The organism is Sphingomonas sp. P4_G2 (assembly GCF_056401155.1).
The window spans coordinates 1,073,350-1,096,661 of sequence record NZ_JBFUJY010000001.1 but is presented as its reverse complement, the minus strand read 5'-3'; the positions used below and the strand labels follow the sequence as shown (position 1 = coordinate 1,096,661).

19 protein-coding genes are annotated in these 23,312 nt (G+C 65.0%); 12 read left to right on the top strand and 7 right to left on the bottom strand.

From position 1 onward, the window contains the following. Window positions 1-5 precede the first annotated feature (5 nt). The gene (locus AC1DRD_RS05040; RefSeq protein ID WP_478040536.1) at window positions 6-833 is read left to right on the top strand and encodes an oxygenase MpaB family protein; all 828 of its coding nucleotides are present in this window, start codon (window positions 6-8) and stop codon (window positions 831-833) included. A gap of 1 nt (window position 834) precedes the next feature. Here AC1DRD_RS05040 and AC1DRD_RS05035 read toward each other — a convergent pair whose 3' ends face one another. Further along, a complete protein-coding gene (locus AC1DRD_RS05035; protein ID WP_478040535.1) occupies window positions 835-2,265 on the bottom strand; it encodes an amino acid permease in 1,431 nt (476 codons plus the stop codon). Window positions 2,266-2,331: 66 nt separating this feature from the next. Between AC1DRD_RS05035 and AC1DRD_RS05030 the strand changes: the two genes are divergently transcribed. From AC1DRD_RS05030 to AC1DRD_RS05015, 4 genes are all read left to right on the top strand, one after another. Continuing rightward, window positions 2,332-3,486 carry an isovaleryl-CoA dehydrogenase gene (locus tag AC1DRD_RS05030; RefSeq protein ID WP_478040534.1) on the top strand — a complete coding sequence of 385 codons (1,155 nt, stop codon included), beginning with the start codon at window positions 2,332-2,334 and terminating at the stop codon, window positions 3,484-3,486. Window positions 3,487-3,499: 13 nt separating this feature from the next. Next, a complete protein-coding gene (locus AC1DRD_RS05025) occupies window positions 3,500-4,126 on the top strand; it encodes a glutathione S-transferase family protein (RefSeq protein WP_478040533.1) in 627 nt (208 codons plus the stop codon). A 3-nt stretch (window positions 4,127-4,129) separates the two neighbouring features. Further along, the gene (locus tag AC1DRD_RS05020) at window positions 4,130-4,543 is read left to right on the top strand and encodes a helix-turn-helix domain-containing protein (RefSeq protein WP_478040532.1); all 414 of its coding nucleotides are present in this window, start codon (window positions 4,130-4,132) and stop codon (window positions 4,541-4,543) included. A 132-nt stretch (window positions 4,544-4,675) separates the two neighbouring features. Then, window positions 4,676-5,257 carry a DUF4199 domain-containing protein gene (locus AC1DRD_RS05015; protein WP_478040531.1) on the top strand — a complete coding sequence of 194 codons (582 nt, stop codon included), beginning with the start codon at window positions 4,676-4,678 and terminating at the stop codon, window positions 5,255-5,257. Here AC1DRD_RS05015 and AC1DRD_RS05010 read toward each other — a convergent pair. Genes AC1DRD_RS05010 through AC1DRD_RS05000 form a run of 3 tightly spaced genes read right to left on the bottom strand, consistent with a single transcriptional unit; the run spans window position 5,214 to window position 7,362 of the window. Then, window positions 5,214-6,335, bottom strand: a complete 1,122-nt coding sequence (locus AC1DRD_RS05010; protein WP_478040530.1) for an HlyD family secretion protein — start codon at window positions 6,333-6,335, stop codon at window positions 5,214-5,216. The genes AC1DRD_RS05015 and AC1DRD_RS05010 overlap by 44 nt on opposite strands. Next, the gene (locus AC1DRD_RS05005; RefSeq protein WP_478028585.1) at window positions 6,332-6,772 is read right to left on the bottom strand and encodes a PaaI family thioesterase; all 441 of its coding nucleotides are present in this window, start codon (window positions 6,770-6,772) and stop codon (window positions 6,332-6,334) included. The genes AC1DRD_RS05010 and AC1DRD_RS05005 overlap by 4 nt, the downstream gene beginning before the upstream one ends. Further along, window positions 6,769-7,362 carry a TetR/AcrR family transcriptional regulator gene (locus tag AC1DRD_RS05000; RefSeq protein ID WP_478028584.1) on the bottom strand — a complete coding sequence of 198 codons (594 nt, stop codon included), beginning with the start codon at window positions 7,360-7,362 and terminating at the stop codon, window positions 6,769-6,771. Before AC1DRD_RS05000 ends, AC1DRD_RS05005 begins: the two co-directional genes overlap by 4 nt. A gap of 56 nt (window positions 7,363-7,418) precedes the next feature. Between AC1DRD_RS05000 and AC1DRD_RS04995 the strand changes: the two genes are divergently transcribed. Next, the gene (locus AC1DRD_RS04995) at window positions 7,419-9,032 is read left to right on the top strand and encodes a DHA2 family efflux MFS transporter permease subunit (protein WP_478028583.1); all 1,614 of its coding nucleotides are present in this window, start codon (window positions 7,419-7,421) and stop codon (window positions 9,030-9,032) included. Window positions 9,033-9,039: 7 nt separating this feature from the next. Here the strand turns inward: AC1DRD_RS04995 and AC1DRD_RS04990 are convergent, their stop codons facing one another. From AC1DRD_RS04990 to AC1DRD_RS04980, 3 genes are all read right to left on the bottom strand, one after another. Continuing rightward, window positions 9,040-12,279 carry a DUF3857 domain-containing protein gene (locus AC1DRD_RS04990; protein WP_478040529.1) on the bottom strand — a complete coding sequence of 1,080 codons (3,240 nt, stop codon included), beginning with the start codon at window positions 12,277-12,279 and terminating at the stop codon, window positions 9,040-9,042. A gap of 98 nt (window positions 12,280-12,377) precedes the next feature. Then, complete coding sequence (locus AC1DRD_RS04985; protein ID WP_478040528.1) at window positions 12,378-13,868, bottom strand: acetyl-CoA acetyltransferase; 1,491 nt, start codon at window positions 13,866-13,868, stop codon at window positions 12,378-12,380. A gap of 5 nt (window positions 13,869-13,873) precedes the next feature. Further along, window positions 13,874-15,949: a M13 family metallopeptidase gene (locus tag AC1DRD_RS04980; protein ID WP_478040527.1), complete on the bottom strand. Its 2,076-nt coding sequence runs from the start codon at window positions 15,947-15,949 to the stop codon at window positions 13,874-13,876. A gap of 114 nt (window positions 15,950-16,063) precedes the next feature. Here AC1DRD_RS04980 and AC1DRD_RS04975 point away from each other — a divergent pair, with 114 nt between their 5' ends. From AC1DRD_RS04975 to AC1DRD_RS04950, 6 genes are all read left to right on the top strand, one after another. Further along, the gene (locus AC1DRD_RS04975) at window positions 16,064-17,665 is read left to right on the top strand and encodes a carboxyl transferase domain-containing protein (RefSeq protein WP_478040526.1); all 1,602 of its coding nucleotides are present in this window, start codon (window positions 16,064-16,066) and stop codon (window positions 17,663-17,665) included. Window positions 17,666-17,723: 58 nt separating this feature from the next. Then, window positions 17,724-18,212, top strand: a complete 489-nt coding sequence (locus AC1DRD_RS04970) for a nuclear transport factor 2 family protein (protein WP_478040525.1) — start codon at window positions 17,724-17,726, stop codon at window positions 18,210-18,212. Window positions 18,213-18,243: 31 nt separating this feature from the next. Next, complete coding sequence (locus AC1DRD_RS04965; protein ID WP_478028577.1) at window positions 18,244-18,720, top strand: nuclear transport factor 2 family protein; 477 nt, start codon at window positions 18,244-18,246, stop codon at window positions 18,718-18,720. Continuing rightward, a complete protein-coding gene (locus AC1DRD_RS04960) occupies window positions 18,720-19,172 on the top strand; it encodes a nuclear transport factor 2 family protein (RefSeq protein ID WP_478028576.1) in 453 nt (150 codons plus the stop codon). The genes AC1DRD_RS04965 and AC1DRD_RS04960 overlap by 1 nt, the downstream gene beginning before the upstream one ends. Before the next feature lies 1 nt (window position 19,173). Continuing rightward, window positions 19,174-21,009 (top strand): acetyl/propionyl/methylcrotonyl-CoA carboxylase subunit alpha, encoded by a 1,836-nt coding sequence (locus AC1DRD_RS04955; RefSeq protein ID WP_478040524.1) that lies wholly within the window; start codon window positions 19,174-19,176, stop codon window positions 21,007-21,009. Between the two features lie 91 nt (window positions 21,010-21,100). Further along, entirely contained in the window at window positions 21,101-23,155 is a 2,055-nt protein-coding gene (locus AC1DRD_RS04950) for an NAD(+) synthase (RefSeq protein ID WP_478040523.1), read from the top strand. Window positions 23,156-23,312: the final 157 nt, after the last annotated feature.

The window sequence follows — 23,312 nt, the reverse complement described above, 5'->3', positions numbered from 1 at the left end:
CGCGCATGATCGGCCTCCGCTCCGCCATCGCGCGCCAGGTGCGCAGCTTGTTGTCCGATCCCGCCAATCGGCCGATCGAGCGCGCGTTCGACGGTAGCGGGTTGTTCGCGCCCGATTCGGTCAGTTGGCGCGTCCATATCGACGTCACCGGTATGATGGTAGGCGGCATCGCTGCCCTAATGCTGCAGATGCTGCACCCGCGCGTGCTGGCGGGCGTGTGGGATCATTCGAGCTTTCGCGACGACATGAATGCTCGGCTGAGAGGCACAGCGCGCTTCATCGCCCAGACCACGTTCGAGACGCGTGCGTCCGCGCAAGAGCAGATCGCACGCGTCCGCAACATTCACGACGCGGTGTCGGGAATACTGCCCGACGGCACCCCGTATCGGGCTAGCGATCCGCATTTGCTCGCCTGGGTCCACGTCGCGGAAGTGTCGAGCTTTCTCGCCGGCTGGATCCGCTACGGCGAACCCGCGATGAGCGTCGCCGACCAGGATCGTTATTATGCCGAGGTTGCGCTGATCGCCGAGCTGCTCGGCGCGGATCCGATCCCGCGCAGCCGCGCCGAGGCGGACGCGATCATCCGCGACTTCCTGCCCGAATTGCAGGCTGATACGCGCAGCCATGAAGTGCTCCACATCCTGCTCGACCAGCCCCCACCGAGCCTGATGCTGCTGCCGTTCCAGGCGATGACGATGCGCGCCGCCATCGACCTGCTGCCCGACTGGGCACGCCGCATGCACGGCCTCCGTCGTCCGAGCCTGAGCCGCCCGGTCGTCCATGCCGGCACGCGCGGCATCGCCGAGGTCGTGCGCTGGGCGCTGAAGTCCTGACTCAGGCGATCGACGCGCGACGCCGGGCGTAGAGGAAATAGATCGCCAGCCCGATCCCGTTCCAGATGAAGAACGATATCTGCGTAATGCTCTGCAGGCTGGTGAAGAGGTAGAGGCAGCCCAGGATCGCGATCGGCGCGACCAGCCACACCAGAGGCGTGCGGAATGGCCGCGTCACCCCCGGATCGCGCCGGCGCGACACCAAAACGCACACCGCCACCGCGATGAATGCGCACAATGTCCCCGCATTGGCGAGGCTGGCGATGACGTCGAGCGGGACGAGTGCGGCGAGCACCGACACCAAAACCGCCGTCACCGCGGTGATCCGCGCGGGCGTGCCGCGGGTCGACACCTTGGCGAGACTTGCCGGCAGGAAGCCATCGCGCGCCATCACCAGGAAGATCCGGCTCTGACCGTAGAGGAAGCCGAGGATGACGGTCGGCAGCGCGATCGCCGCGGCCGCCGCGACCACTGTCGCGACGCTTCCCTGCCCGATCTCACGCAGGATCAGCGCGAGCGGCTCGGGGCTGTTCGAGAATTTGGAGAAGTGCAGCGCGCCGACCGCGACCGCGGCGACGACCATGTAAATTACGGTGCATGCTAGCATCGACCCAACGATCCCGATCGCCAGATCGCGTTCGGGCCGTTTGGTTTCTTCCGCGGCGGTCGAGATCGCGTCGAACCCGTAGAAAGCGAAGAAGATGATCGCCGCCGCACCCATCATGCCGTATTTGACCCCGCCCGCGCCCGGCGTGCTGCCATAGCCGAGCGGCGCGAACGGATGCAGGTTAGCGGCGTCGAAATGCGGCAGTGCCACCGCGACGAACAGCGCCAGCGTCACGATCTTGAGCACCACCAATGCCGAGTTGATCCGCGCGCTCTCGCGCGTGCCCAGCATCAGCAGGCCAGCGACGACCGCGATGATGAAGATCGCGGGCACATTTATCCCCGGCGTCGCAAGATGGAGATCGCCCCCGGCCAATGTCCCGGCGAGCGTCGGCCCGTGCGTCAACACATCGGGCAGCACGACCTCCAGTCCTTTCAGAAATCCGACAGCGTAGCCGGACCAGCCGACAGCCACCGTCGCCACGACCAGCGAATATTCGAGGATCAGTGACCAGCCGACCACCCAGGCGATCACCTCGCCCAAGGTCGCATAGCTATAGGTGTAGGCACTCCCCGAAGCCGGGATCATCGTCGCCATCTCGGCATAGCAGAGCGCCGCCGCCGCGCAGATCGCGCCCGCGACAACGAAGCTCAACAGCACTGCGGGTCCGGCACGATCGGCGCCCACCCCGATCAGGGTCAGGATCCCGGTGCCGACGATCGCGCCGACACCCAACGCGACCAGATGCGGCCAGCTCAGCGTCCGCGCGAGCTGATGCTCGGGCGGCGCTTCGGTGATGGTCTTGCGGCGGAGAAGACTTGGCATTGGCACCCCTAATTTGCTCGTCTAGGGCAGGTCGTAACAGACGAAACTGTCCCGCGGGAGATGACAATGGACGCCACGCTCGACTTCGCGCTCGGCGAGACCGCCGACATGATCCGCGACACCACCAGGCGGTTCGCGAGCGAGCGGATCGCGCCTTTGGCCGCGAAGATCGATGCCGAGGACTGGTTTCCCGTCGAGCTGTGGCCGCAGATGGGCGAACTCGGCCTGCACGGCATCACGGTCGAAGAGGAATATGGCGGGCTCGGGCTCGGTTATCTCGAGCATGTCATCGCTTGCGAGGAAGTCAGCCGCGCCTCGGCCTCGGTCGGCCTGTCCTATGGCGCGCATTCGAACCTGTGCATCAACCAGTTGCGCCGCTGGGCCAGCCCTGAGCAAAAGGCGAAATATCTCCCCAAGCTGATCTCCGGCGAACATGTCGGCAGCCTGGCGATGTCGGAGGCGGGTGCCGGATCGGACGTGGTCGGGATGAAGCTGCGTGCCGAAGAGGTTCAGGGCGGCTATGTCCTCAACGGCACCAAATTCTGGATCACCAATGCGGCCTATGCCGACACGCTCGTCGTCTATGCCAAGACCGGCGAAGGCTCGCGCGGCATCACCACCTTCATCATCGAGAAGGGCATGCCCGGTTTCTCGATCGGCCAGAAGATCGACAAGATGGGGATGCGCGGCAGCCCGACTGCGGAACTGGTGTTCAACGATTGCGAAGTGCCCGAGGAGAACATCATGGGCCCGCTTAACGGCGGGGTCGGCGTGTTGATGTCGGGGCTCGATTACGAACGCACCGTGCTCGCCGGCATCCAGCTCGGCATCATGCAAGCCTGCCTCGATGTCGTCATTCCCTACGTCCGCGAGCGCAAGCAATTCGGCCAGTCGATCGGTACCTTCCAGCTGATGCAGGCCAAGATCGCGGACATGTATGTCGCGCTCAATTCGGCGCGGGCTTATGTCTATGCGGTCGCCAAATCGTGCGATACCGGCAAGACCACCCGGTTCGACGCGGCAGGCGCGATCCTGCTGGCGAGCGAAAATGCGGTGAAGGTCAGCCTCGAGGCGATCCAGGCGCTGGGCGGCGCCGGCTATACCAAGGACTGGCCGGTCGAACGCTTCGCGCGCGACGCCAAATTGCTCGACATCGGTGCAGGGACTAATGAAATCCGCCGCATGCTGATCGGCCGCGAACTGATCGGCGCGGGATCATAGGAGCTATCCGCCCATGAAGCTGATCGGTCAGTACGATTCACCCTTCGTCCGCCGCGTCGGGATCACGCTGACACTCTATGGCATCGCGTTCGAACACCTGCCCTGGTCGACCTTCGGCGATGCCGACAAGATCGCGCCATACAATCCGCTGCGACGCGTACCCGTTCTGGTGTTCGACGACGGCGTGTCGGTGATGGACTCCGGCGCCATCGTCACGTTGCTCGACGAGATGGCGGCCAATAACGCCGTGTTGACGCGAACCGGTGCCGACCTGCGGACCATGTTGCGCTGGTGCGCGCTCGCCGCCGGCGCCGCCGACAAGGGCGTGAGCCTGGTCTATGAAAAGGCGTTCCGCGACGGCCTGCCAATGTGGGTCGAGCGCTGCCGCGCGCAGGTGACCGATACGCTCGATCTGCTCGATCGCGAGCGCGCCGCGGCAGGCAAATGGTTCGGCGGTTCATCGATGAGCCATGCCGACTTGTTGACGGCAACCGTCTTTCGTTTCATCAGCGAAGCGCTCGCCGGACAGTTCGACCTTGCCCGCTGGCCGGCGCTGGTCGCGCATTCCGAAGCATGCGAAAAGACGCCTGCCTTCCGCGCGATCTACCAACCATATGAACTCACACCGCCCAACGACTGAGCGATGTGGCGGACGGTCATCCTCTATGCGCTGGGGCTAGCCGTCGCCGCGGTCGCGCTTGAGCAACTCAAGTTCCGCTACGCCGCCGATGAGATTTCGACCGATCTCTATGTCGGTCTGCTCGCCCTCGGCTTTACCGCGTTGGGGTTGTGGGTGGGTCATCGGCTGACGGCGAAGAAGCCCGCCGCGCCGTTCGAGCGCAACAATGCGGCGATCGCTTCGCTCGGTCTTACCCCGCGTGAGTGTGAGATCCTGGATCTGCTGGCCTCGGGCCAAACGAACCAGGAGTTGGCGCGCGTCCTTGGCGTGTCGCCCAATACGGTGAAGACGCACCTCGCCAATTTGTTCGCCAAGCTCGAGGTCGACCGTAGGGTCAAGGCGATCGAGAAAGCGCGGTTCCTAGCATTGATCGAGTAGCAAAATCCTCCGCGTATCGGGGAGGATTTTTGGTGCCGACTTCGACCGGATTCGCGAAAATCACCCGTTCGGGCGATAGTGTCCCGGGGAGCGAGCGGTGATGACCTCGCCGTTCGCAACAGGGGAAACATCATGACTCCGACACTTCGTTATTCGCTCATCTATGGCGGGCTCGCCAGTGCCGTGCTCGCCGCTTTCATCGCGGTGATCGGTTTCCTGCATCATCGCGTGGAATGGGTCGCGACACAGACCTTTGGCTATTCGGTCATGCTGGTAGCGATGAGTTTCGTTTTCATCGGCGTAAAGCGGTATCGCGACGTCGAGGGCGGCGGCGTGATCAGATTCTGGCACGCGCTGGGGCTCGGTCTGCTGATCGCGCTGATCGCGACCATTGCCTACATCCTGATCTGGGAGCTGTACCTGGCGGCGACCAACTATCGTTTCATGGACGACTTTATCGCAGGCGTGCTCGCCAAGGCGCGCGCCAGCGGGAAGAGCGCAGTCGAGATCGCAAAGCTGAGCGCGGACCTCGACGCCATGCGAACGATGTACGCCAACCCGCTGATCCGCCTGCCGATGACGGCGATGGAAATCGCACCGGTCGCCCTGCCGGTCGCGCTCGCCTCGACCATATTCTGCAATCCGCGACTGCTGCCCGCGCGCACAAACGTCAGAGCAGCATCACCTTCGCCGTCACGGACAGACCCGGCCTGAGCGTCGCCAGCCCGGCTTGGCCGGGGTCGAGCCGGATGCGCACACCAACGCGCTGGACGATCTTGGTGAAATTACCCGACCCAGGCTCGAACGGCAGCAGAGTGAACTCGCTGCCCGATCCCGGCGCGAAACTTTCGACCGTGCCGTTCAGCGTTTCGCCAAGAGCGTCGACATAGATTTTCGCCTTTTGCCCTTCGCGCATGCCGCGGGTCTGCGTCTCCTTGAAATTGGCGACGACGTAGAGCGAGCGTGTCGGGACGACGGTGAACACGCGGCTGCCCGGCTGGACGAAATCGCCGACCTGGACCTGGCGATTGCCGACCACGCCGTCGATCGGGGCGACGATCAGCGTATGCCCGCGATCCTGGCGCGCGAGGTCGAGCGCGGCGCGCGCTTTCAGCGCCGCGGCTTCAGCGGATGCGACTTGCGCTTCGAGCACCGGACGTCGTGCGCGCGTTACATCGGCCTGTTCGCTCGTGACGCCGAGTTCGGCGCGCGACTTGTCTGCAGCCGAGGCCGCGCCGATCGCGGTCGCCTTGATCCGCTCGGCGTCGCGGCGCGTGGCGAACCCCAGCCCCAGCAGCGAATCGTAGCGAACCTTGTCCGCGTTCGCGCGGCTGAGCTCGGCATCGGCCGAAGCGATCACCGTGCTCGCGGCGCGTACCTGCGCCGACGCGAGGCGCTCGTCGGCGCCGAGTGCCGCCAGCGACGCGCGCGCAGTCGCAACGCCGGCTTCGGCGTCGGTCAGCGCGGCCTGGGCCGCCTGAACCTTGGCGTCATAGTCCTGGGTATCGATCCGGACGAGCGGATCGCCCGCGCGCACGATCTGGTTGTCCTTGACCAGCACCGCGGCAACCAGCCCGCCGACCTTGGGCGCAACCGCGCTTGAATCGGCGTGGAGATAGGCATTGTCGGTCGACTCGCTCGATCGCGGCGCTGTCAGCCACAGAATGCCGGTAATCGCCACCGCGAGCGCGATCAGCCCCATGACGAGGGCGCTGCGCGGCACCGCGAAACGCTTCCTGGCGGGAAGTTCGGACGCCGTCGCGGCGTCGGTCGAATTGAAGGGAGCATTCATTTGGCAAGCACCAGCAAGGTGGACGTCGCGGTCGCCATCAGGCGCCCGTCGGCATCGCGGATATCGGCTTCGGCAAAGGCGACGCGGCGGCCGATATTGACCACTCGGCCCTCGGCGCGGACCGGTCCCGTCGTGTCGTTCATGCCGCGCAGATACGAGACCTTGAGCTCGAGCGTGGTGAACCCCTGATCGGGCGTAAGCATCGAATGTACCGCAATCCCGCAGGCCGAATCGAGCAAGGTCGCGGCATAGCCGCCATGGACCCCGCCCATCGGATTATAATGGCGCTCATCCGGCGTTCCCTCGAACACCGCACGTCCGCGCTCGACCTCGACCAGGGAGAAGTCCAGCGTCCGTCCGATCGGCGGCTGGGCGCCGCGGGCGAGCAAGTCGCGAACCTGCTGCAGACCGTCAGGCGCATCGGCCACGTCGCTCACTGCCGCCCCTCCAATCCATAGCGCGCGACCAGTAAGGCGTGCGCATCGGCCAGGATCGCGTCCGATTGCGCCGGATCGGCAACCGCCCTCGACAGCGCCACCGCACCGACCATCTGCGCCAGCATCGCCGATCCTTCGGCATGCGGGTCGGCGATGCCGATGCCGCCGAGTGCCTTGGCCAATCGGACCGTCAGCGCTTCCACGCCCTGGCCGAAGCGCCCGCGCTGCTGTTCGCCCGACCGCGCGAGGTCACCCGACAGAGTCGGCAGCGGGCACCCCCGCTCGCGACGGTCGCGATGCGCCGGGCTCAAATAGAAATCCACATAGGCCCTGAGCGCGGCGCGCGGATCGTCGGTCTGCTCGATCGCGTCCGACCGTCCGCGCGCGTCGTCGAACATCGTCCCGATCGCATCCGCGATCATCGCGTCCTTCGACTCGAAATGCGCGTAGAAGCCGCCATGCGTCAGCCCGGCGCGGGCCATCACCCCCGCCACCGCGACGCCCTCGGGTCCCTTGGCGCGGATCTCCTGCGCGGCCTCTTTCAACACGCGCTGGCGCGTCTCGGCCTTATGTTCGTTCGAATAGCGCACTTGAACGCCTCCTTTATATGACGCATATAATATAAACGCAGCCGGAGGCAAGTACGTTGGCGTCGATACCACTCTCCCCCCAGGGGTCGGCGCGCGCTCCGGCTGCACCGTTCGATCCCTCTCGCCTGACCAACCGCCAGAAATATCTGATCTTCGGCGTGATGGCATTCGGCCAGTTCATGGCGTTGATCGATATCCAGATCGTCGCCGCCTCGCTCAACGAGGTTCAGGCCGGCCTGTCCGCCGGACCCGACGAGATCAGCTGGGTACAAACCGCCTATCTGATGGCCGAATTGGTGATGATCCCCTTCTCGGCCTTTCTCGCCCAGGCGCTGTCGACGCGCTGGTTGTTCGCGCTGTCGGCCGGGTTGTTCACCATCTCGAGCATGTTCTGCGGCTTTGCCTGGAATATCGAATCGATGATCGTGTCGCGCGCGATCCAGGGCTTTGTCGGCGGCGCGATGATCCCGACCGTGTTCGCGACCGGCTATGTCCTGTTCACCGGCAAGCAGCGTGCGATGATCCCGGCGATCCTCGGCATGGTCTCGGTGCTCGCGCCGACGCTCGGGCCCACCGTCGGCGGCTGGATCACCGACGCGATGGGCTGGCGCTGGGTGTTCTTCATCAACGTCGCGCCGGGCCTGATGGTGACCGCGCTGACGCTCGTGCTGATCCGCGTCGACACGCCCAATCTCGCCATGCTCAAGCGAATCGACTGGGTCCACCTCGCCTCGATGGCAGTGGCGCTGGCGGGTCTCGAATATGTGCTGGAGGAAGGGCCCAAGAACGAGTGGTTCACCGACATCCGCATCCAGATCGGCGCCTGGCTGACGATCGTCGCCTTCGTCCTGTTCCTAGAACGGTCATTCCGGTCGAAGGGGCCGATCGTCAAGCTGACGCCGTTTCGCAAACCCACCTTTGTCTTCGCCTGCGTGTTTAACCTTGTCATCGGTTTCGGCCTCTATGCCGGCACCTATCTGATCCCACTCTTTCTGGGCCGCGTGCGCGGATACAATGCGTCGGAGATCGGCAGCACCGTCGTCATTGCCGGCTGCGCGCAATTGCTTGGCGTGCCGATCGCCGCCAGCCTGTCGCAGCGCGTCGACCAGCGCATCGTCATCACGTTCGGCCTGGCGCTTTTCGCCTTCGGCTTATGGCTGTTCTCGGCAATGACCCCGGACTGGGGCTTCGCCGCGTTGTTCTGGCCGCAAGTGGTGCGCAGCTTCGCGGTGATGTTGTGCATCGTGCCCTCGGTCGGCCTTGCGCTCGGCAATTTCGAAGGGCCGGAATTGCGTTATGCCTCCAGCCTGTTCAACCTGATGCGCAATGCCGGCGGCGCGGTCGGGATTGCCTTGGCCAATACCTGGCTGGCCGACAATACGCGGCTCCACGCACTGCGGCTGAGCGAGGCGCTGGGTCAGTCGGCGAAAGCCGCCAACGACACGGCCGCGGCACTGGCGCACGAACTAAGCGCAGTGACGCCGGATCCCGCGCAGGCGCTGTTGATGGCACAAGGACTGATGAGCCGGATCGTCGGGCGCGAGGCACTGACCCTGGCGTTCGATGACGTCTTCCGGCTGATGGCGTATTTGTTCCTCGCAGCGCTGGTGATGGTACCGTTCTGCCGGCCCCCACGCGTCGGCGCGGCGCCACCGCCGGATGCGCATTAAAGAAGCGTCACGGCACCACGCCGTAACCGGCATAGGTCTGGTCGATCCGCTTGCTCATCACCATCGCGGCATCGATGTCGGCCTTCGCCCCAGCCGCGTCACCCAATCGCTTGCGCGCGACGCCTCGGACATAAAGGCTGCCGCTCTGTTTCGGCTCCAAGGCGAGCGCGTCATCCATATCCTTGATCGCCGCCGCCCATTCGCCGCGCTGGAAATGCACCAACCCGCGGCTGTCGAGGTTGGCGGACACGCGCTTTGCGGTCACCGATTTGTCGCATTGCGCCAGCGCCGTATCAAGGTCGAGCTTCAGCGTCGCCCGCGTCCAGCACGCGGAATTGAGTGCGATCCAGTCGGTGGGAGCTTTGGCTAATTGCTTGTCGACCAACGGCAGCAATGCCTTGCCGTCGCCGGTCACGGCGGCGACCATCGCACGTTGCTGGGCAATCGCATTGACGTTCGGATGAGCGGCGACTTGCGTATCATATGCCGCCAGGATCGCCGCTTTCGCAGCGGGGTCGGCGACCAGCTTACGAAGCACGATCAGTGGGATGTCACGCTCCGGTTCGGTCTTGATCTGGCCGAGCACGTCGTTGAGCTGATCCTTTGGCGCGGGGCGCAAGTTCCACTGCAACCGCAAGAAATAGGCATCGCCAGTTGGCTCGATTGCGATCGATTTGGTCGTCTCGCCAAGCGCCTCGTCGACCTGGCCCATCACCGCCAGAATATTGGCAAGCAGCGCGTGCGCCGTCGCGTCGTCGGGTTTGAGCTTCACGACCTCGCGCGCATCGGCCAGCGCCGCATCCCGTTTCGATTGCGAAGAATAGATGCGGACACGCATGGTGCGTGCCTCGACATTATCGGGTTGCTTCGCGATCGCCACGCCCAAGTCGGCGAGTGCTCCGTCATATTGTCCGGCGGCCACCCGCGCTCCTGCGCGCATGGTGTACGACTCGGCCTTGTCGGGAAACAGCAACACCATGCGATCGTAGAGGATCAGCGCGTCATCGAAACGGCCCTGCCGCTGCAGCACTTGTGCCTTTCCAAGGATTGCCATGGGAAAGCGGCTGTCGCTCGCGAGCGCCTGGTCGAACGCGCTCGACGCCTCATCCATCCGGTCGAGCAGCATCAGCGATTGGCCACGCCCGGCCAGCATCTGAACACTCTTGTCGCCGCGCGCGATCCGCCCATCGATCAGCTTGAGCGCTTCATCACTTTTACCGGTCGACCAGAATTGCGCGACCTGCCTTAGGTCGGCCTCAAGCTGGCCGGCCCCCGGCTCGTCCGACTTCGCTCCCGGCTTGGCCGCGATGGCGGCGCCGGCAGGTGCGCGAACGAAGACGCGCTTCTTCCACAATTCATCAACTTGATCGTCGGCCGCCTTGGCATCGGCATAGCTGATCTCCGCCGCCTTGTTGCGCGCCATCGTCGTCATCTCGAACCGCTCGCCTTTCAGCGCGACGGTGCGCACATAATGAACACCGCCGATGGTGGAATCGACCGCTTCGCCGTCGAGCGAGAATCCCTTGCCGCCATCGGGCAGCAGGATGGTCTCGCGATAGGCATTGTAATTGTCATCGACCTCGACCGGCGCGGCGTCGGGATTCTTGTCGCGCTTGGACTTCAGATAGTGTCCGACCCGGGCATTGTCGGCTTCATAGCTCTTGCGGCCGTAATCCTCACCCGACCAGTCCATTTCCGCGGTACCGGCAAAGCTCAGCGTAACGTCGCCAGTCACCTCGTCGATCTTGGACCCCACGTTCGAAACGGTCAGGAAGTCGAAACGCCCCGTCCACATCTTGCGCAATACGGTCTCGCGATCGGTTGCCGCCAGCATCGACAGCATCATCCGCGTCCGGCTGGCCAATTCGCCGCGATAGACCAGCGTTCCGCTCGCCTTTGCGGGCTTGTCGAGGCCGGAGCGCGCATCGAGATCGAAGGCCATCTCGCTTTGCGGTGCCGTCGGCGGGGCGGGGGTCAGCGCGACCAGCTTCGGCATCTGTGCTTCGAGCGGCAGCGCCCATTTGAATTCCGGTACCGCGATCCGATCGATATTACCGTCGCCGAACCGCGTGCCGTCGAGCCAATAGACTTTGCCGTCGATCACGGCGCGCACGATGACGTGATTGAACCGCCCCGGCATCGGCAGCGCGGCATCGACCCCATCGCCGTCCGTCGCCGAAACCAGCGCGGGATCGGCGGTAATGCCGAGCGCGTGCAGCATCGACAGCAGCAGTACGGTCTTGCCTTTGCAATCGCCGCTGCGCCCGCTCCAGACCACGTCGGCGGCCTCGGGCTTGTAGGCGCCAAGCCCATCGACACGCGCCAGATAGCGCACTTGCGATTGCACGGTCCGCAACGCCTCGGTCGCGCGAATCTTGGGATCATTGGACATGGCCGCGATCCGCTTCACCTCGGCCATGACGGGCGAATCGGGCGTGATGGTCGCCGCCGTCTCGAACAATGGTCGCATCAACGCCGAGACCGCATCCCAACTGGCGAAGTCGGAGAATTGCACCATCGCCATCCTGCTGTAGCGATCGGGTGCGCTCGCCGGCGCTTCGGGCTTCTTCCAATCGTCGCGGGTCAACGTCGCGATCTGGAATCCGCCCGCCTTGGTCAGCACCGGCACCGGCGCCAGCGGCCCAGCCATCCAGCGCACCGCGCGACCGATCGGCCAGCTTACCTTGACCGTCAGACGATCGCTCGACGGCAGCACGTCAAGCGGTATCGCCGTTTCGGCATGGCCGGCCAGCACCGGATTGCTCATGTCGGTAGTATAAGCGAGTTCGATCTCGTCGCCGACGCGCAGGTCCGGCACTTGCAGCACCGCGGTAAGCATGCCGTTGATCATCGCCGATTCGAGCTGGCTTTCGCGTCGCAGGATCTGGAACCCCTTGCCGTCCTTCATCACGTCGATCGTCTCCGCGCCGCGGTGGATCAGCACTCGATTGACGGTCATCTTGCCGATCGTCGGCTGCCAGATGACGTAGATCGTACCCGCCATCTGCAGGCCCTCGGGCGTGTTGACCCGCATGATCTGGCGCGTGACCTGATGCGTGCCGCTATCATCATAGCGAAGCTGCATGGTCATCAGGCGCACGGTGATTGCGCCGTCGAACGTGCCCGGCGCCGGTTCGGCAATGTCGGTCGCCCAGCTAGGCCGCTCGCCGAAATGCAACACATCGTCGGCACGCGCCTGTCCAATGCTCAGCATCGCGCATGCGGCGATCAGCAACGCCCGGATCATGATGTTACGCCCCCGAAAACAACCCCTTCGACCTGATAGCTTAGACCGGTCACGGACAAAGACAATTGCCCGATTAGGTCGAGAATGGGTCGATCGCCTCAGGCGATCACCCAGCACGGAACATCCCCCGCCGTGACCGTCCCGTTACGGCCAACGGGATAGCGTTCGCGATCGGTGATCGCCGCAAGCGTCGCGCGGTCGTCGGGTGCCACGGCTGCCATCGTGCGCGCACCGTCCTCGGTTCGCAGGATGACAACGCCGCGGTCGACCGTCCCATCGCGGCGATAGAGGATCGTCGCGGTTTCGAGTGTCGCGGCGCCGTCGGTGGGGCTCACGATCGGCGGAACCGTTCCGCGCCGGTTCTCGGCATCGCTCGCAACCGAATAGTCCTGGTCGAACGAGCGGTTGGGCTGGGCGGAACTCAGCACCAAAGCGTGATGCTTAGTGACGAACTCGCCCTGCCCATAAAGCAGTCCGGCGCCGCCGCCCGACCGCAGCCGCCGCACCATCGCCGCGGTCGCATGGAGCATATAATCGTTGAGCGGCGCGCCGAAAAAGGTGAGCCCGCCGGTCACTGTCGGCACGACATCCTCGCTCAATTCCAGCGTCCGCCGCGCCATCTTGGGCACGCAGGGAAAGCAGCTGTACAGTTCGATCGCATCGAACGGCCGGCCATCGTTCAAGCCGCTCGCGCGATCCAGTACTGCGTTCTGGGCCGAGCTTGCCGCATAACCGTCGCGGGCCAGGTAGTCGCGCGGCTCGTCGGCTACAGCACCTCCGATGAGATAGATCATCGCCGCCGGATCGATCCCGGCCGCTCGCGCTAAGGCCAGGCTCGTCACGATCACCGCCGCGCCCTGATTGACCATGGGGTTGGCGACCATCAGCTTGGTGTAAGGCCAAGCGATTAGCCGGTTGTCGGTCGTCACACGGGCAATGTCGTCGGCAGCGTATCGGCGCCCGAGCCAACTCGACGGGTTGTCGGCCGCGACCGCCGCATATCTTGCCCATAGTTCAGCCGATTCCGCTTGCGCCACGGCGGGCGTCTGGCCCCAGGTGCACGCGCTCGCCATCTCATAGAAGGGGTAGACGTTGACTGGCAACGACGCGCCCAGCGCGATCGCCAGCGGGTGGAGATAGGTCGCCCGCTCGACCCGGGCCGGCGCGTCATGTGCGAACGGTGGCCAGGGAAGGTCTGTGCCTTCCTTCTGCGCTCGAGCCGCACTGTGCTGCGCTTCACCGCCCGCGATAAGTGCGACTTGCGCCTCGCCTCGCGCGATCGCCAGCGCGGCTTCGTGGGTCAATTTGGTCGGCGTCTCGCCGCCGATCAGCCCATAGCTAAGCGAACGTGGCGCGATGCCAAGCCGCGTCGCTAACTCGCCGAGCGGGTCGGCATAGCGCCAGCTTACGAGGTTGACGACATCGAGCCGATCAACCTGGCGAAGCAACCCGCCACCAGCATCCTCGTCCGCGCGCCGCGCGGCAAGCGCCATCAGCCCGATCGGATCGAGCGCGTGACTGAGCGCCGCCGGACGATCGACCGCCTCGCCACAGCCGACAATGACCGGCGTGCGATCGTCCGGCGTCACGCGCCTTACCAGACGTGGACGCGGTCGCCCGGCGCCAGATAGCGCTTGTCGCCCGGCTTGATGCCGAACGCGTCATACCAGGCATCGAGATTGCGCACCGTCTCAACCCGCAGCGGCGCCAGCGCGTGAACGTCGGTCGCGATCCGCGCCCGGATCGCGCGGTCGCGCATCTTGGTCCGCCAGCTCTGCGCGAACGCCAGGAAGAAGCGTTGATCACCCGTCAGCCCGTCGATCACCGTCGCCGGCCTGCCGCCCAGCGACGCGTGATACGCCTCATACGACGCGGTCAGGCCGGCGGTGTCGGCAATATTCTCGCCCAGTTCCTGCTGGCCATTGGCGTACAGGCCCGGCAGCACCTCATATTTGTTATACTGGTCGATCAGCGCCTTGCCCGATGACTCGAACCGCGCGAGGTCGGTCTTGGTCCACCAATTGTGCAGGCGGCCGGTCGAATCGAAATCCGATCCGAGATTGTCGAACGAGTGGCTGATCTCATGCCCGATCACCGCACCGATCGCGCCGTAATTGGCCGCCGGGTCGAAGGTCGGATCGAAATAGGGCGTGTTGAGGATCGCGGCCGGGAAGTTGAGCGCGTTCTGCAGCGGCAAATTGACCGCATTGACGGTCTGCGGTGTCATCCACCATTCGCCGCGATCGGGCGCCTTGGCGAGCTTGCCGATCTGGTAGCGGTAATTGGACAGCCTGGCGCGGAGCAGATTGCCCGCCGGATCGGTCGCGCTGACCGCATAATAAGGACGCATCGGCCAGGTGTCGGGATAGCCGACGCCGACCTTCAGCACCGACAGCTTCTTGCGCGCTTCGGCCTTGGTCGCCGGCGCCATCCAGTCGAGCGCGGCGATGCGCTTGTCGAACGCCGCGACGATGTTCTTGACCATTGTCTGGATCGCCACCTTGGACGATGCGGGGAAATATTTGGCCGCGTAGATTTTGCCGACCTCATACCCCAAAGCACCGTTGACCGCGCCGATCGATCGCTTGTCGCGCGGCTGCTGCGCCGGCGTGCCGGTCATCTGCTTGCCGAAAAAGTCGAATTTGGCGTCGTCGAACGCCCTGGGCAACGTAGAAGCGACTTCGTTGATGCGGTGGAAGGCGAGCCAGTCCTGCCACGACTGCATCGGCTCGCTGGCGACGAGGCCGGCGAGCTTGGTTGTCGTCTCGGGGTTCCAGACGATGAAATTCTGCTGCTTGGGCAGGCCGGCCGCGGTCCAATAGGCATTCCAGTCGATTCCCGGTGCCTTCTTCGCGAAATCGGCGCGGGTCCAGGGATTGTCGCCCTTATGCGCATCCTGCGCGGTGACGATGTCGGTCTGCGCCTGGGCGATCTTCGTCTCGAGCGCGAAAACGCGGCCGGCCCGCGCCTTGGGATCGCTCATCCCCGCCAACGTGAAGACCTTCTCCAGATAGTCCTTATACTCGTCGCGGAGCTCGGCCATCTCCTTCTTGTCGGACAGGTAATAGTCGCGGTCGGGCATGCCGACGCCGCCCTGCATCAGATACGGCGCGTTGATCGTCGGCTTGTTGAGATCCTGCCCGACGAACAGCCCGAACAGATTGTCGGTCGAGGCGTAATTGTTGTTGTTGAACGGATCGGTATCAGCCCGCATGTTGGCGCCGAGCATCGCCGACAATTGCGCGCGCGTCTTGAGCGCGTCGATCGGCGCCAGGATCGGCTTCAGCGGGGCGGTCCCGCGCGCCTCGATCGCGGCGGTATTGTTATAGGCGTCGTAATAATCGGCGATGCGGCGCAGGTCGCTGCCTGATTTCGCCTGCGACGCCGCGGCACCCTTGATGATGTCGGCATTGCGGCTCTCGGCGACCTTGAACACGTCGAGCCCGACCCCGATCGACGAGCGGTCGGCGGGGATCTCGGCGGTCTTCAGCCAGGCGCCATTGGCATAAGCGTTGAAGTCGTCGCCGGGCTTGGCGTTTTGGTCGATGAGCGATTTGTCGACGCCCGATTTGGTCCCCGTCACCGCCTGAGCAAGAGCGGGAGCCTGCCACACGGCGACCCCGCCTGCGGTGGTGGCGAGCAACATAGCGGCGAGAATTGAGCGCTTCATCGGGAACCCTCTTTTTTATCTGGTGTATGACTCGCTGGCTACACCAACACAGTTTGCCGCGCTAGGGCCCCGCGCGGCTTCCCAATACCAATCCGCACGGCTAGTCAGTGCGGCATGAGCGCACCCGTTCTCGACACTCGCCTTTCCCCCGACAGCGACCAGTTCCGCGCCAATGCTGCGCACAATCGCGCGCTGGTCGACCGTTTGCGTGCCGACGTCGCGACCGCCGCTCTCGGCGGCAACGAGAAGAGCCGCGAGCGCCACACGGCGCGCGGCAAACTGCTCCCCCGCGACCGGGTCGAGCGGCTGCTCGACCCGGGCTCGCCCTTCCTCGAGATCGGCCAACTCGCCGCCTGCGACCTGTATGATGGTGAGGTCCCCGGGGCCGGGATGATCGCCGGGATCGGCCGCGTCTCGGGCCGCCAGGCGATGATCGTCTGCAACGACGCCACGGTGAAGGGCGGCACTTATTACCCGATGACGGTCAAGAAGCATCTCCGCGCACAGGAGATCGCCGAACAGAACCGCCTGCCCTGCATCTACCTGGTCGATTCGGGCGGCGCCAATCTGCCGCACCAGGCCGAGGTGTTCCCCGACCGCGACCATTTCGGGCGGATCTTCTTCAACCAGGCCAATATGTCGGCGAAGGGCATCCCCCAGATCGCCTGCGTGATGGGCAGCTGCACCGCCGGCGGCGCCTATGTCCCGGCGATGAGCGACGAGAGCGTGATTGTCCGCAACCAGGGCACGATCTTCCTCGCCGGCCCTCCCCTCGTTCAGGCCGCGACCGGCGAAGTGATCAGCGCGGAGGATCTCGGCGGGGGTGACTTGCATGCACGCAAGTCGGGCGTGGTGGATCATCTCGCCGAGAATGACGAGCATGCGCTGACCATCGTCCGCGACATTGTCTCGACGCTGCAACGCGATCGCGGGCACGATATCGAGCTGCGCGAACCGCGTCCGCCCAAGTTCGATCCGTATGACCTGTACGGTATCATCCCGCAGGATGTGCGTGCGCCCTACGACGTGCACGAGATCATCGCGCGGCTGGTCGACGGATCAGAATTCCAGGAGTTCAAGGCGCTGTACGGCAGCTCCTTGGTGTGCGGCTTCGCCCACATCTGGGGCATGCCCGTCGCGATCCTCGCCAATAACGGCGTGCTGTTCAGCGAAAGCGCGGTCAAGGGCGCGCACTTCATCGAGCTCGCCTGCCAGCGACGTATCCCATTGCTATTCCTCCAGAACATTTCGGGCTTCATGGTCGGCGGCAAGTACGAGGCCGAGGGCATCGCCAAACACGGCGCCAAATTGGTCACCGCGGTCGCCACCGCGAGCGTGCCCAAGGTCACCGTGCTGATCGGCGGAAGCTTCGGCGCGGGCAATTACGGCATGGCCGGCCGCGCCTATAGTCCGCGCTTCCTGTTCACCTGGCCCAACAGCCGGATCAGCGTGATGGGCGGCGAGCAGGCCGCGTCCGTGCTGGCGACGGTCCATCGCGATGCCGCCAAATGGACGCCGGAGGAAGTCGAAGCCTTCAAACAGCCGATCCGCGACGATTACGAAGCGCAAGGCTCCCCCTGGCACGCCACCGCGCGGCTATGGGACGACGGCATCATCGACCCCGCCCAGACCCGTGACGTGCTCGGCCTTGCCTTCGCCGCCTGCCTCAACGCCCCAATCCCCGAAGCCCCGCGCTTCGGCGTGTTCCGGATGTGATGGCGAAATGTAGCCAACGAAATCCTCCCCGGTCCGGGGAGGAATTTAAGGACGCACCATGATCTTCTTCCCCCTCCTTCTGCTCGCATCCGTCGCCGACCAAAAGTCGAGCGACAAGCTCCCGCCCGCCAATCCGCTTCCCCCGCCCGCCAGCGAGGAGGGCCAGGTGATGGCGCCGATCAACGCAATGTTCGACGGCCTCGCCCGCCGCGATTCCGCGATCATCCTCGCGGCGATGCGGCCCGACGCCACCGCCATAGTCGCCGCGGAAAAGCCCGACGGCACGCGTAGCGTCCGCCGCCTGACCGGCGCCGAGTTCGCCGCCGGCGTGAAGCCCGGCCCGGAACGGTTCGAGGAACGGCTGAGCGATCCCGCGATCGAGATCGATGGCGACATCGCGATGGTGTGGAGCCCCTATACCTTCCTGATCGACGGCAAGGTCCATCATTGCGGCGTCGACCATTTTGACCTCGTCCGCGAAAGCGGTTCGTGGAAGGTCGCCAATGTCACCTGGTCAAGCCGCACCACTGGCTGCGCCGCGCAATAGCCTGACCGCATCGCTTCCGGAGGAGCCGACGATGATCTTTCTTCCGCTGCTGCTCGCTGCCTCGGCGCCCACAGCCGACAAGGCGCCCGCTCCGGTATCGGCGAGCGACGCGGCCGCGGTGATGGCGCCGCTCAAGGCGTGGTTCGCGGGGATCGACGCGACCGACGCCACCGCGATCCGCAACCAGATCCGGATCGATGGCGGCGGCGGCGCGACCATTGCCGTCAGCCGCCCTGACGGCACCAAATTGGTGCGCCACGTCACCTGGGAAGACTATCTGGCCAAGATCAAACCGGGCGAGCACCGCTATCACGAGCAGTTCACCGCCAGCCCGATGATCCAGATCGACGGCGACATCGCGATGGTGTGGGGCGACTTCACCTTGTCGGTCGACGGCAAGGTCGCGACCTGCGGCGTCGATCATTTCGATCTGGTGCGCGAGAATGGCGCGTGGAAAGTCCAGAACGTGACCTGGTCGCAGCGCACGGCGGGATGCCCGGCGGCGTGATGATCGCGGCATTTTTCCTCGGGCTTGCTCCGGCCATGCTCGATCCGGGACGAGCGGAGGTCCTCGCGGTCGTTGACGCTGCGTTCGCGGGAATCGCTGCCAAAGACGAAGCGGCGATCCGCGCGCAACTGCGCCCCACCGGCACCGCGACGGTCATCATGGAAAAGGTCGATGGCAGCCGTACGGTGCGCAGCGTCGATCTCGCCGCGTGGGCCAGCGTAGATTCTGGCCCCGAGCGCTATAACGAGCAGATGGTCGCGCCGACCATCGCGATTGACGGCGCGATAGCGACCGTATCGGGGCGCTACATTTTCGCGATCGATGGCACCATACGCCATTGCGGCTACCAGCATTTCGATCTGGTGCGTGACGCCGGCGTCTGGAAAATTCAGAACGTCACCTGGTCGGTCCGGACCTTTGGATGCGGCGCGACGCGCGCACGGAGACAATGATTTGCTGACCTCCCTCCTCATCGCCAATCGCGGCGAGATCGCCTGTCGCATCATCCGCACCGCGCGGGTGATGGGGATCCGCACGGTCGCGGTCTATTCGGACGCCGACGCCAGAGCGCTCCACGTCCGCCAAGCGGATGAGGCGGTGCATATCGGGCCCTCGCCCGCGCGCGAAAGCTATCTGGTCGGCGACAAGATTCTCGCCGCAGCGAAGGAGACGGGCGCCGAGGCAATCCACCCCGGCTACGGCTTCCTGTCGGAAAATGCGGACTTCGCGCAGGCGGTGATCGATGCCGGGCTGATCTGGGTCGGGCCCAAGCCCGACAGCATCCGCGCGATGGGGCTGAAAGACGCCGCCAAGGAGCGCATGATCGCCGCCGGCGTGCCGGTGACGCCGGGTTATCTTGGCGAGGATCAGCGCCCCGATCATCTGAAGGCCGAGGCCGACGCGATCGGCTATCCGGTGCTGATCAAGGCGGTTGCCGGTGGCGGCGGCAAGGGAATGCGGCGGGTCGAAGCGTCGGAGGAGTTCGCCGACGCCTTGCTTTCATGCCAGCGCGAAGCCGCCTCGTCGTTCGGCGACGATCGCGTGCTGATCGAGAAATACATCCTCTCGCCTCGCCACATTGAAGTGCAGGTGTTCGGCGACAGCCATGGCAATGTCGTCCACCTGTTCGAGCGCGACTGCTCGCTCCAGCGCCGCCACCAGAAGGTGATCGAGGAAGCCCCCGCCCCCGGCATGGACGAAGACACGCGTGCTGCGATCTGTGCTGCAGCGGTCCGTGCAGCAAAAGCGGTCGATTATGTCGGCGCGGGCACGATCGAGTTCATCGCCGATGCCAGCGAAGGCCTGCGCGCCGACCGCATCTGGTTCATGGAAATGAACACCCGGCTCCAGGTCGAGCATCCGGTGACCGAGGAGATTACCGGCCAGGATCTGGTCGAATGGCAGTTGCGCGTCGCCTCGGGCGAAGAGCTGCCGCGAACGCAGGACGAACTCGAGATCAACGGCTGGGCAATGGAAGCACGGCTCTATGCCGAGGACCCGGCCAAAGGCTTCCTGCCGTCGATCGGCCGGCTCGAAGCGTTCGATCTGGGCGACGATGCTCGCGTCGATACCGGGGTCGAGCAAGGCGCCGACATCTCGCCTTTCTACGATCCGATGATCGCCAAGGTGATCGCCTGGGGTGAGGATCGCGAGGAAGCGCGAGAGCTGCTGGCCGACGCCTTGTCCGACGCGATCGTCTGGCCGGTGCGGTCGAATGCGGGCTTCCTGGTCGAAGCACTCGAGCATGAGGCTTTCGCCGAGGGGCATGTCGACACCGGCCTGATCGCGCGCGAGGGCGATGCGCTGATGCCGCCCGCTCGGCCGTCTGACGAAGCCTTGGCCGATGCCGCCGCCGCGCTGATCGGCGAGCTGCCGATGGCAGGGTTCCGCCTCAACGCTCAGGTGCGGCGTACCGACACCTTTCTGCTCGACGGCGCCACGATCGCGATCGAGCATGATGTGGCGGAGCCAGGATCCGAGGCAGTCGACAGTTTACTGATCGCCGAGGGCGGCCAGGTCTGGCAATTGACCATCTGGCGTGCGGCGGGCGGTACCGCGGGCGCCGCCGGCGACGGCGCGATCCTGGCGCCGATGCCGGGTCGGGTGATCGCGGTTGACGTCGCAGCCGGCGATACGGTGGCCAAGGGCCAGAAGCTGCTGACGCTCGAGGCGATGAAGATGGAGCACGGCCTGACCGCGCCATTCGATGGCCTAGTGGCGGAGTTGAACGCGGCGGTGGGATCGCAGGTGCAGGTCGATGCCTTGCTGGTCAGAATCGAGAAAACCTGATGAGCCCGCGCTGCGATGCCCCGGGCCGGACACGCACGATCGGCACCGCCGCGACCTTGCGATAGGTCGGTGTGAGGCCTAAGCGGCGGGCATGGCGAAGACCCATCGTTTCTTCTCGCACCACGCGCACGAATTTCTGCGCGTGGCCGCCTGCACCCCGGTGGCCAGTGTCGGCGACATCGCCGTCAACGTCCGCGAGACGATCGCGCTGGCGAAGCGCGGACACAAGGAAGCGTGCGATCTGCTCGTCTATCCCGAGCTCAATCTCACCTCCTACGCGATCGACGATCTGCATCTGCAGCAGACGATCCAGCGCGCGACCGAAGCGGCCTTAGCCGAAGTCGCGGCGGCGACCGCCAAGCTGCGGCCGGTGCTGCTGGTGGGCGCCGCAATCCCGCGCAATGGCCGACTCTATAATTGTGCGGTGGCGATCCATCGCGGCCGGATTCTGGGCATCGTGCCCAAGACCTTCCTGCCCAATTATCGCGAATATTATGAGAAACGCTGGTTCGCCAGCGGCGACGGCGTGGTGCGGACAGAGATCGACATTGCCGGGCAAGCCGGCGTGCCGTTCGGCACCGATCTGATCTTCGCCGCCAGCGACCTGCCGCATTTCATTTTCCATGCCGAGATCTGCGAGGATTATTGGGCGCCTGTCCCGCCTTCAACCTGGGCCGCGCTGGCCGGTGCGCTGGTCTGCTGCAACCTGTCGGCGTCGAACGTCCTGATCGGCAAAGAACGCCAGCGGATGCTTCTGTCGGGGTCGCAGTCCGACCGGGCAGTGTGCGCTTATGTCTTCTCCGCCGCGGGTCCAGGCGAAAGCACGACCGATCTCGCCTGGGACGGCCAGGGAATGGTGCACGAATTAGGCGAGTTGATCGCCGAGTCCGAGCGCTTTCCGGCTTCATCGGGACTGTTGGTCGCCGACGTCGATTGCGGACGGGTCCGGCACGAGCGAATGCGCAACAGCACGTTCGCCGACGCCGCGCGCTTCGCCGGTATCGACGACGCGGACTATCGCTTCATCGGCTTCGAGGCGAAACCCGATTTCGCCGATGTCGGTTTCAAGCGCGACGTGCGGCGCTTTCCGTTCGTTCCCAACGCGCCGGAGAAACTCGACGCCGATTGCTACGAGGCGTTCAATATCCAGGTCTCCGGGCTGATCCGCCGCGTCGAGGCGGCGCGCGCCAAGCGGCTGGTGATCGGCGTGTCGGGCGGGCTCGATTCGACCCATGCGCTGATCGTCGCGGCCAAGGCGATGGACCGGCTGGGCCGCTCGCGCGACCATATCCTGGGTTATACGATGCCCGGCTTCGCGACCAGCGAGGGGACCAAGTCAAACGCCTGGGCACTGATGCGCGCGCTGGGCGTGGCGGGCGACGAGATCGACATCCGACCCGCCGCGAAACAGATGCTCGAGGATATGCGCCACCCGTTCGCCAGTGGCGAACCGGTCTATGACGTGACCTTCGAGAACGTCCAAGCCGGCTTGCGAACCGATTATCTCTTCCGCCTGGCCAACCAGCATGACGGTCTGGTGGTCGGCACCGGCGACCTGTCCGAACTCGCGCTGGGTTGGTGCACCTATGGCGTCGGCGACCAGATGAGCCACTACGCGGTCAATGCCGGCGTGCCCAAGACGCTGATCCAGTTCCTGATCCGCTGGTGCATCCGCACCGACCAATATGATGCCGAGACCGACCGCGTGCTCGACGCGATCGTGGCGCAGGAAATCTCCCCCGAGCTGGTCCCCGCCGGCGCCGACGGCGCGATCCAGTCGACCGAGAGCAAGATCGGGCCGTACGAGCTCAACGACTTCTTCGTCCATTATATAGCGCGCCACGGCATGGCGCCGTCCAAGGTCGCGTTCCTGGCGCTGAAGGCGTGGGAAGATACGAGCGCGGGTCGCTGGCCACGCGATTTCCCGGCGGCCGCACGGAACGCTTACGACTTACCGACGATCCGCTTGTGGCTGGAGAAGTTTCTGTACCGCTTCTTCACGATCAGCCAGTTCAAGCGCTCGGCGATCCCGAACGGGCCGAAGGTTTCGGCGGGCGGAGCACTGTCCCCGCGCGGAGACTGGCGCGCGCCATCGGACGGCACCGCCCAGCCCTTCCTGGACGAATTGGCCGCGAACCTGCCCTGACGCGCATTTATGCCGTTTCAGCCGAGCTGAAACGGGAACGGTGCCGCCCTCCGCAGCCATTCCGACAATGCTGCGCATCGCCTGAACCTTGGGCTGCTCCGCCCGCTCCCCCACCCGGCCTCCCATAGAATATTCTGATTGGGAGGTCGGGTGGGGG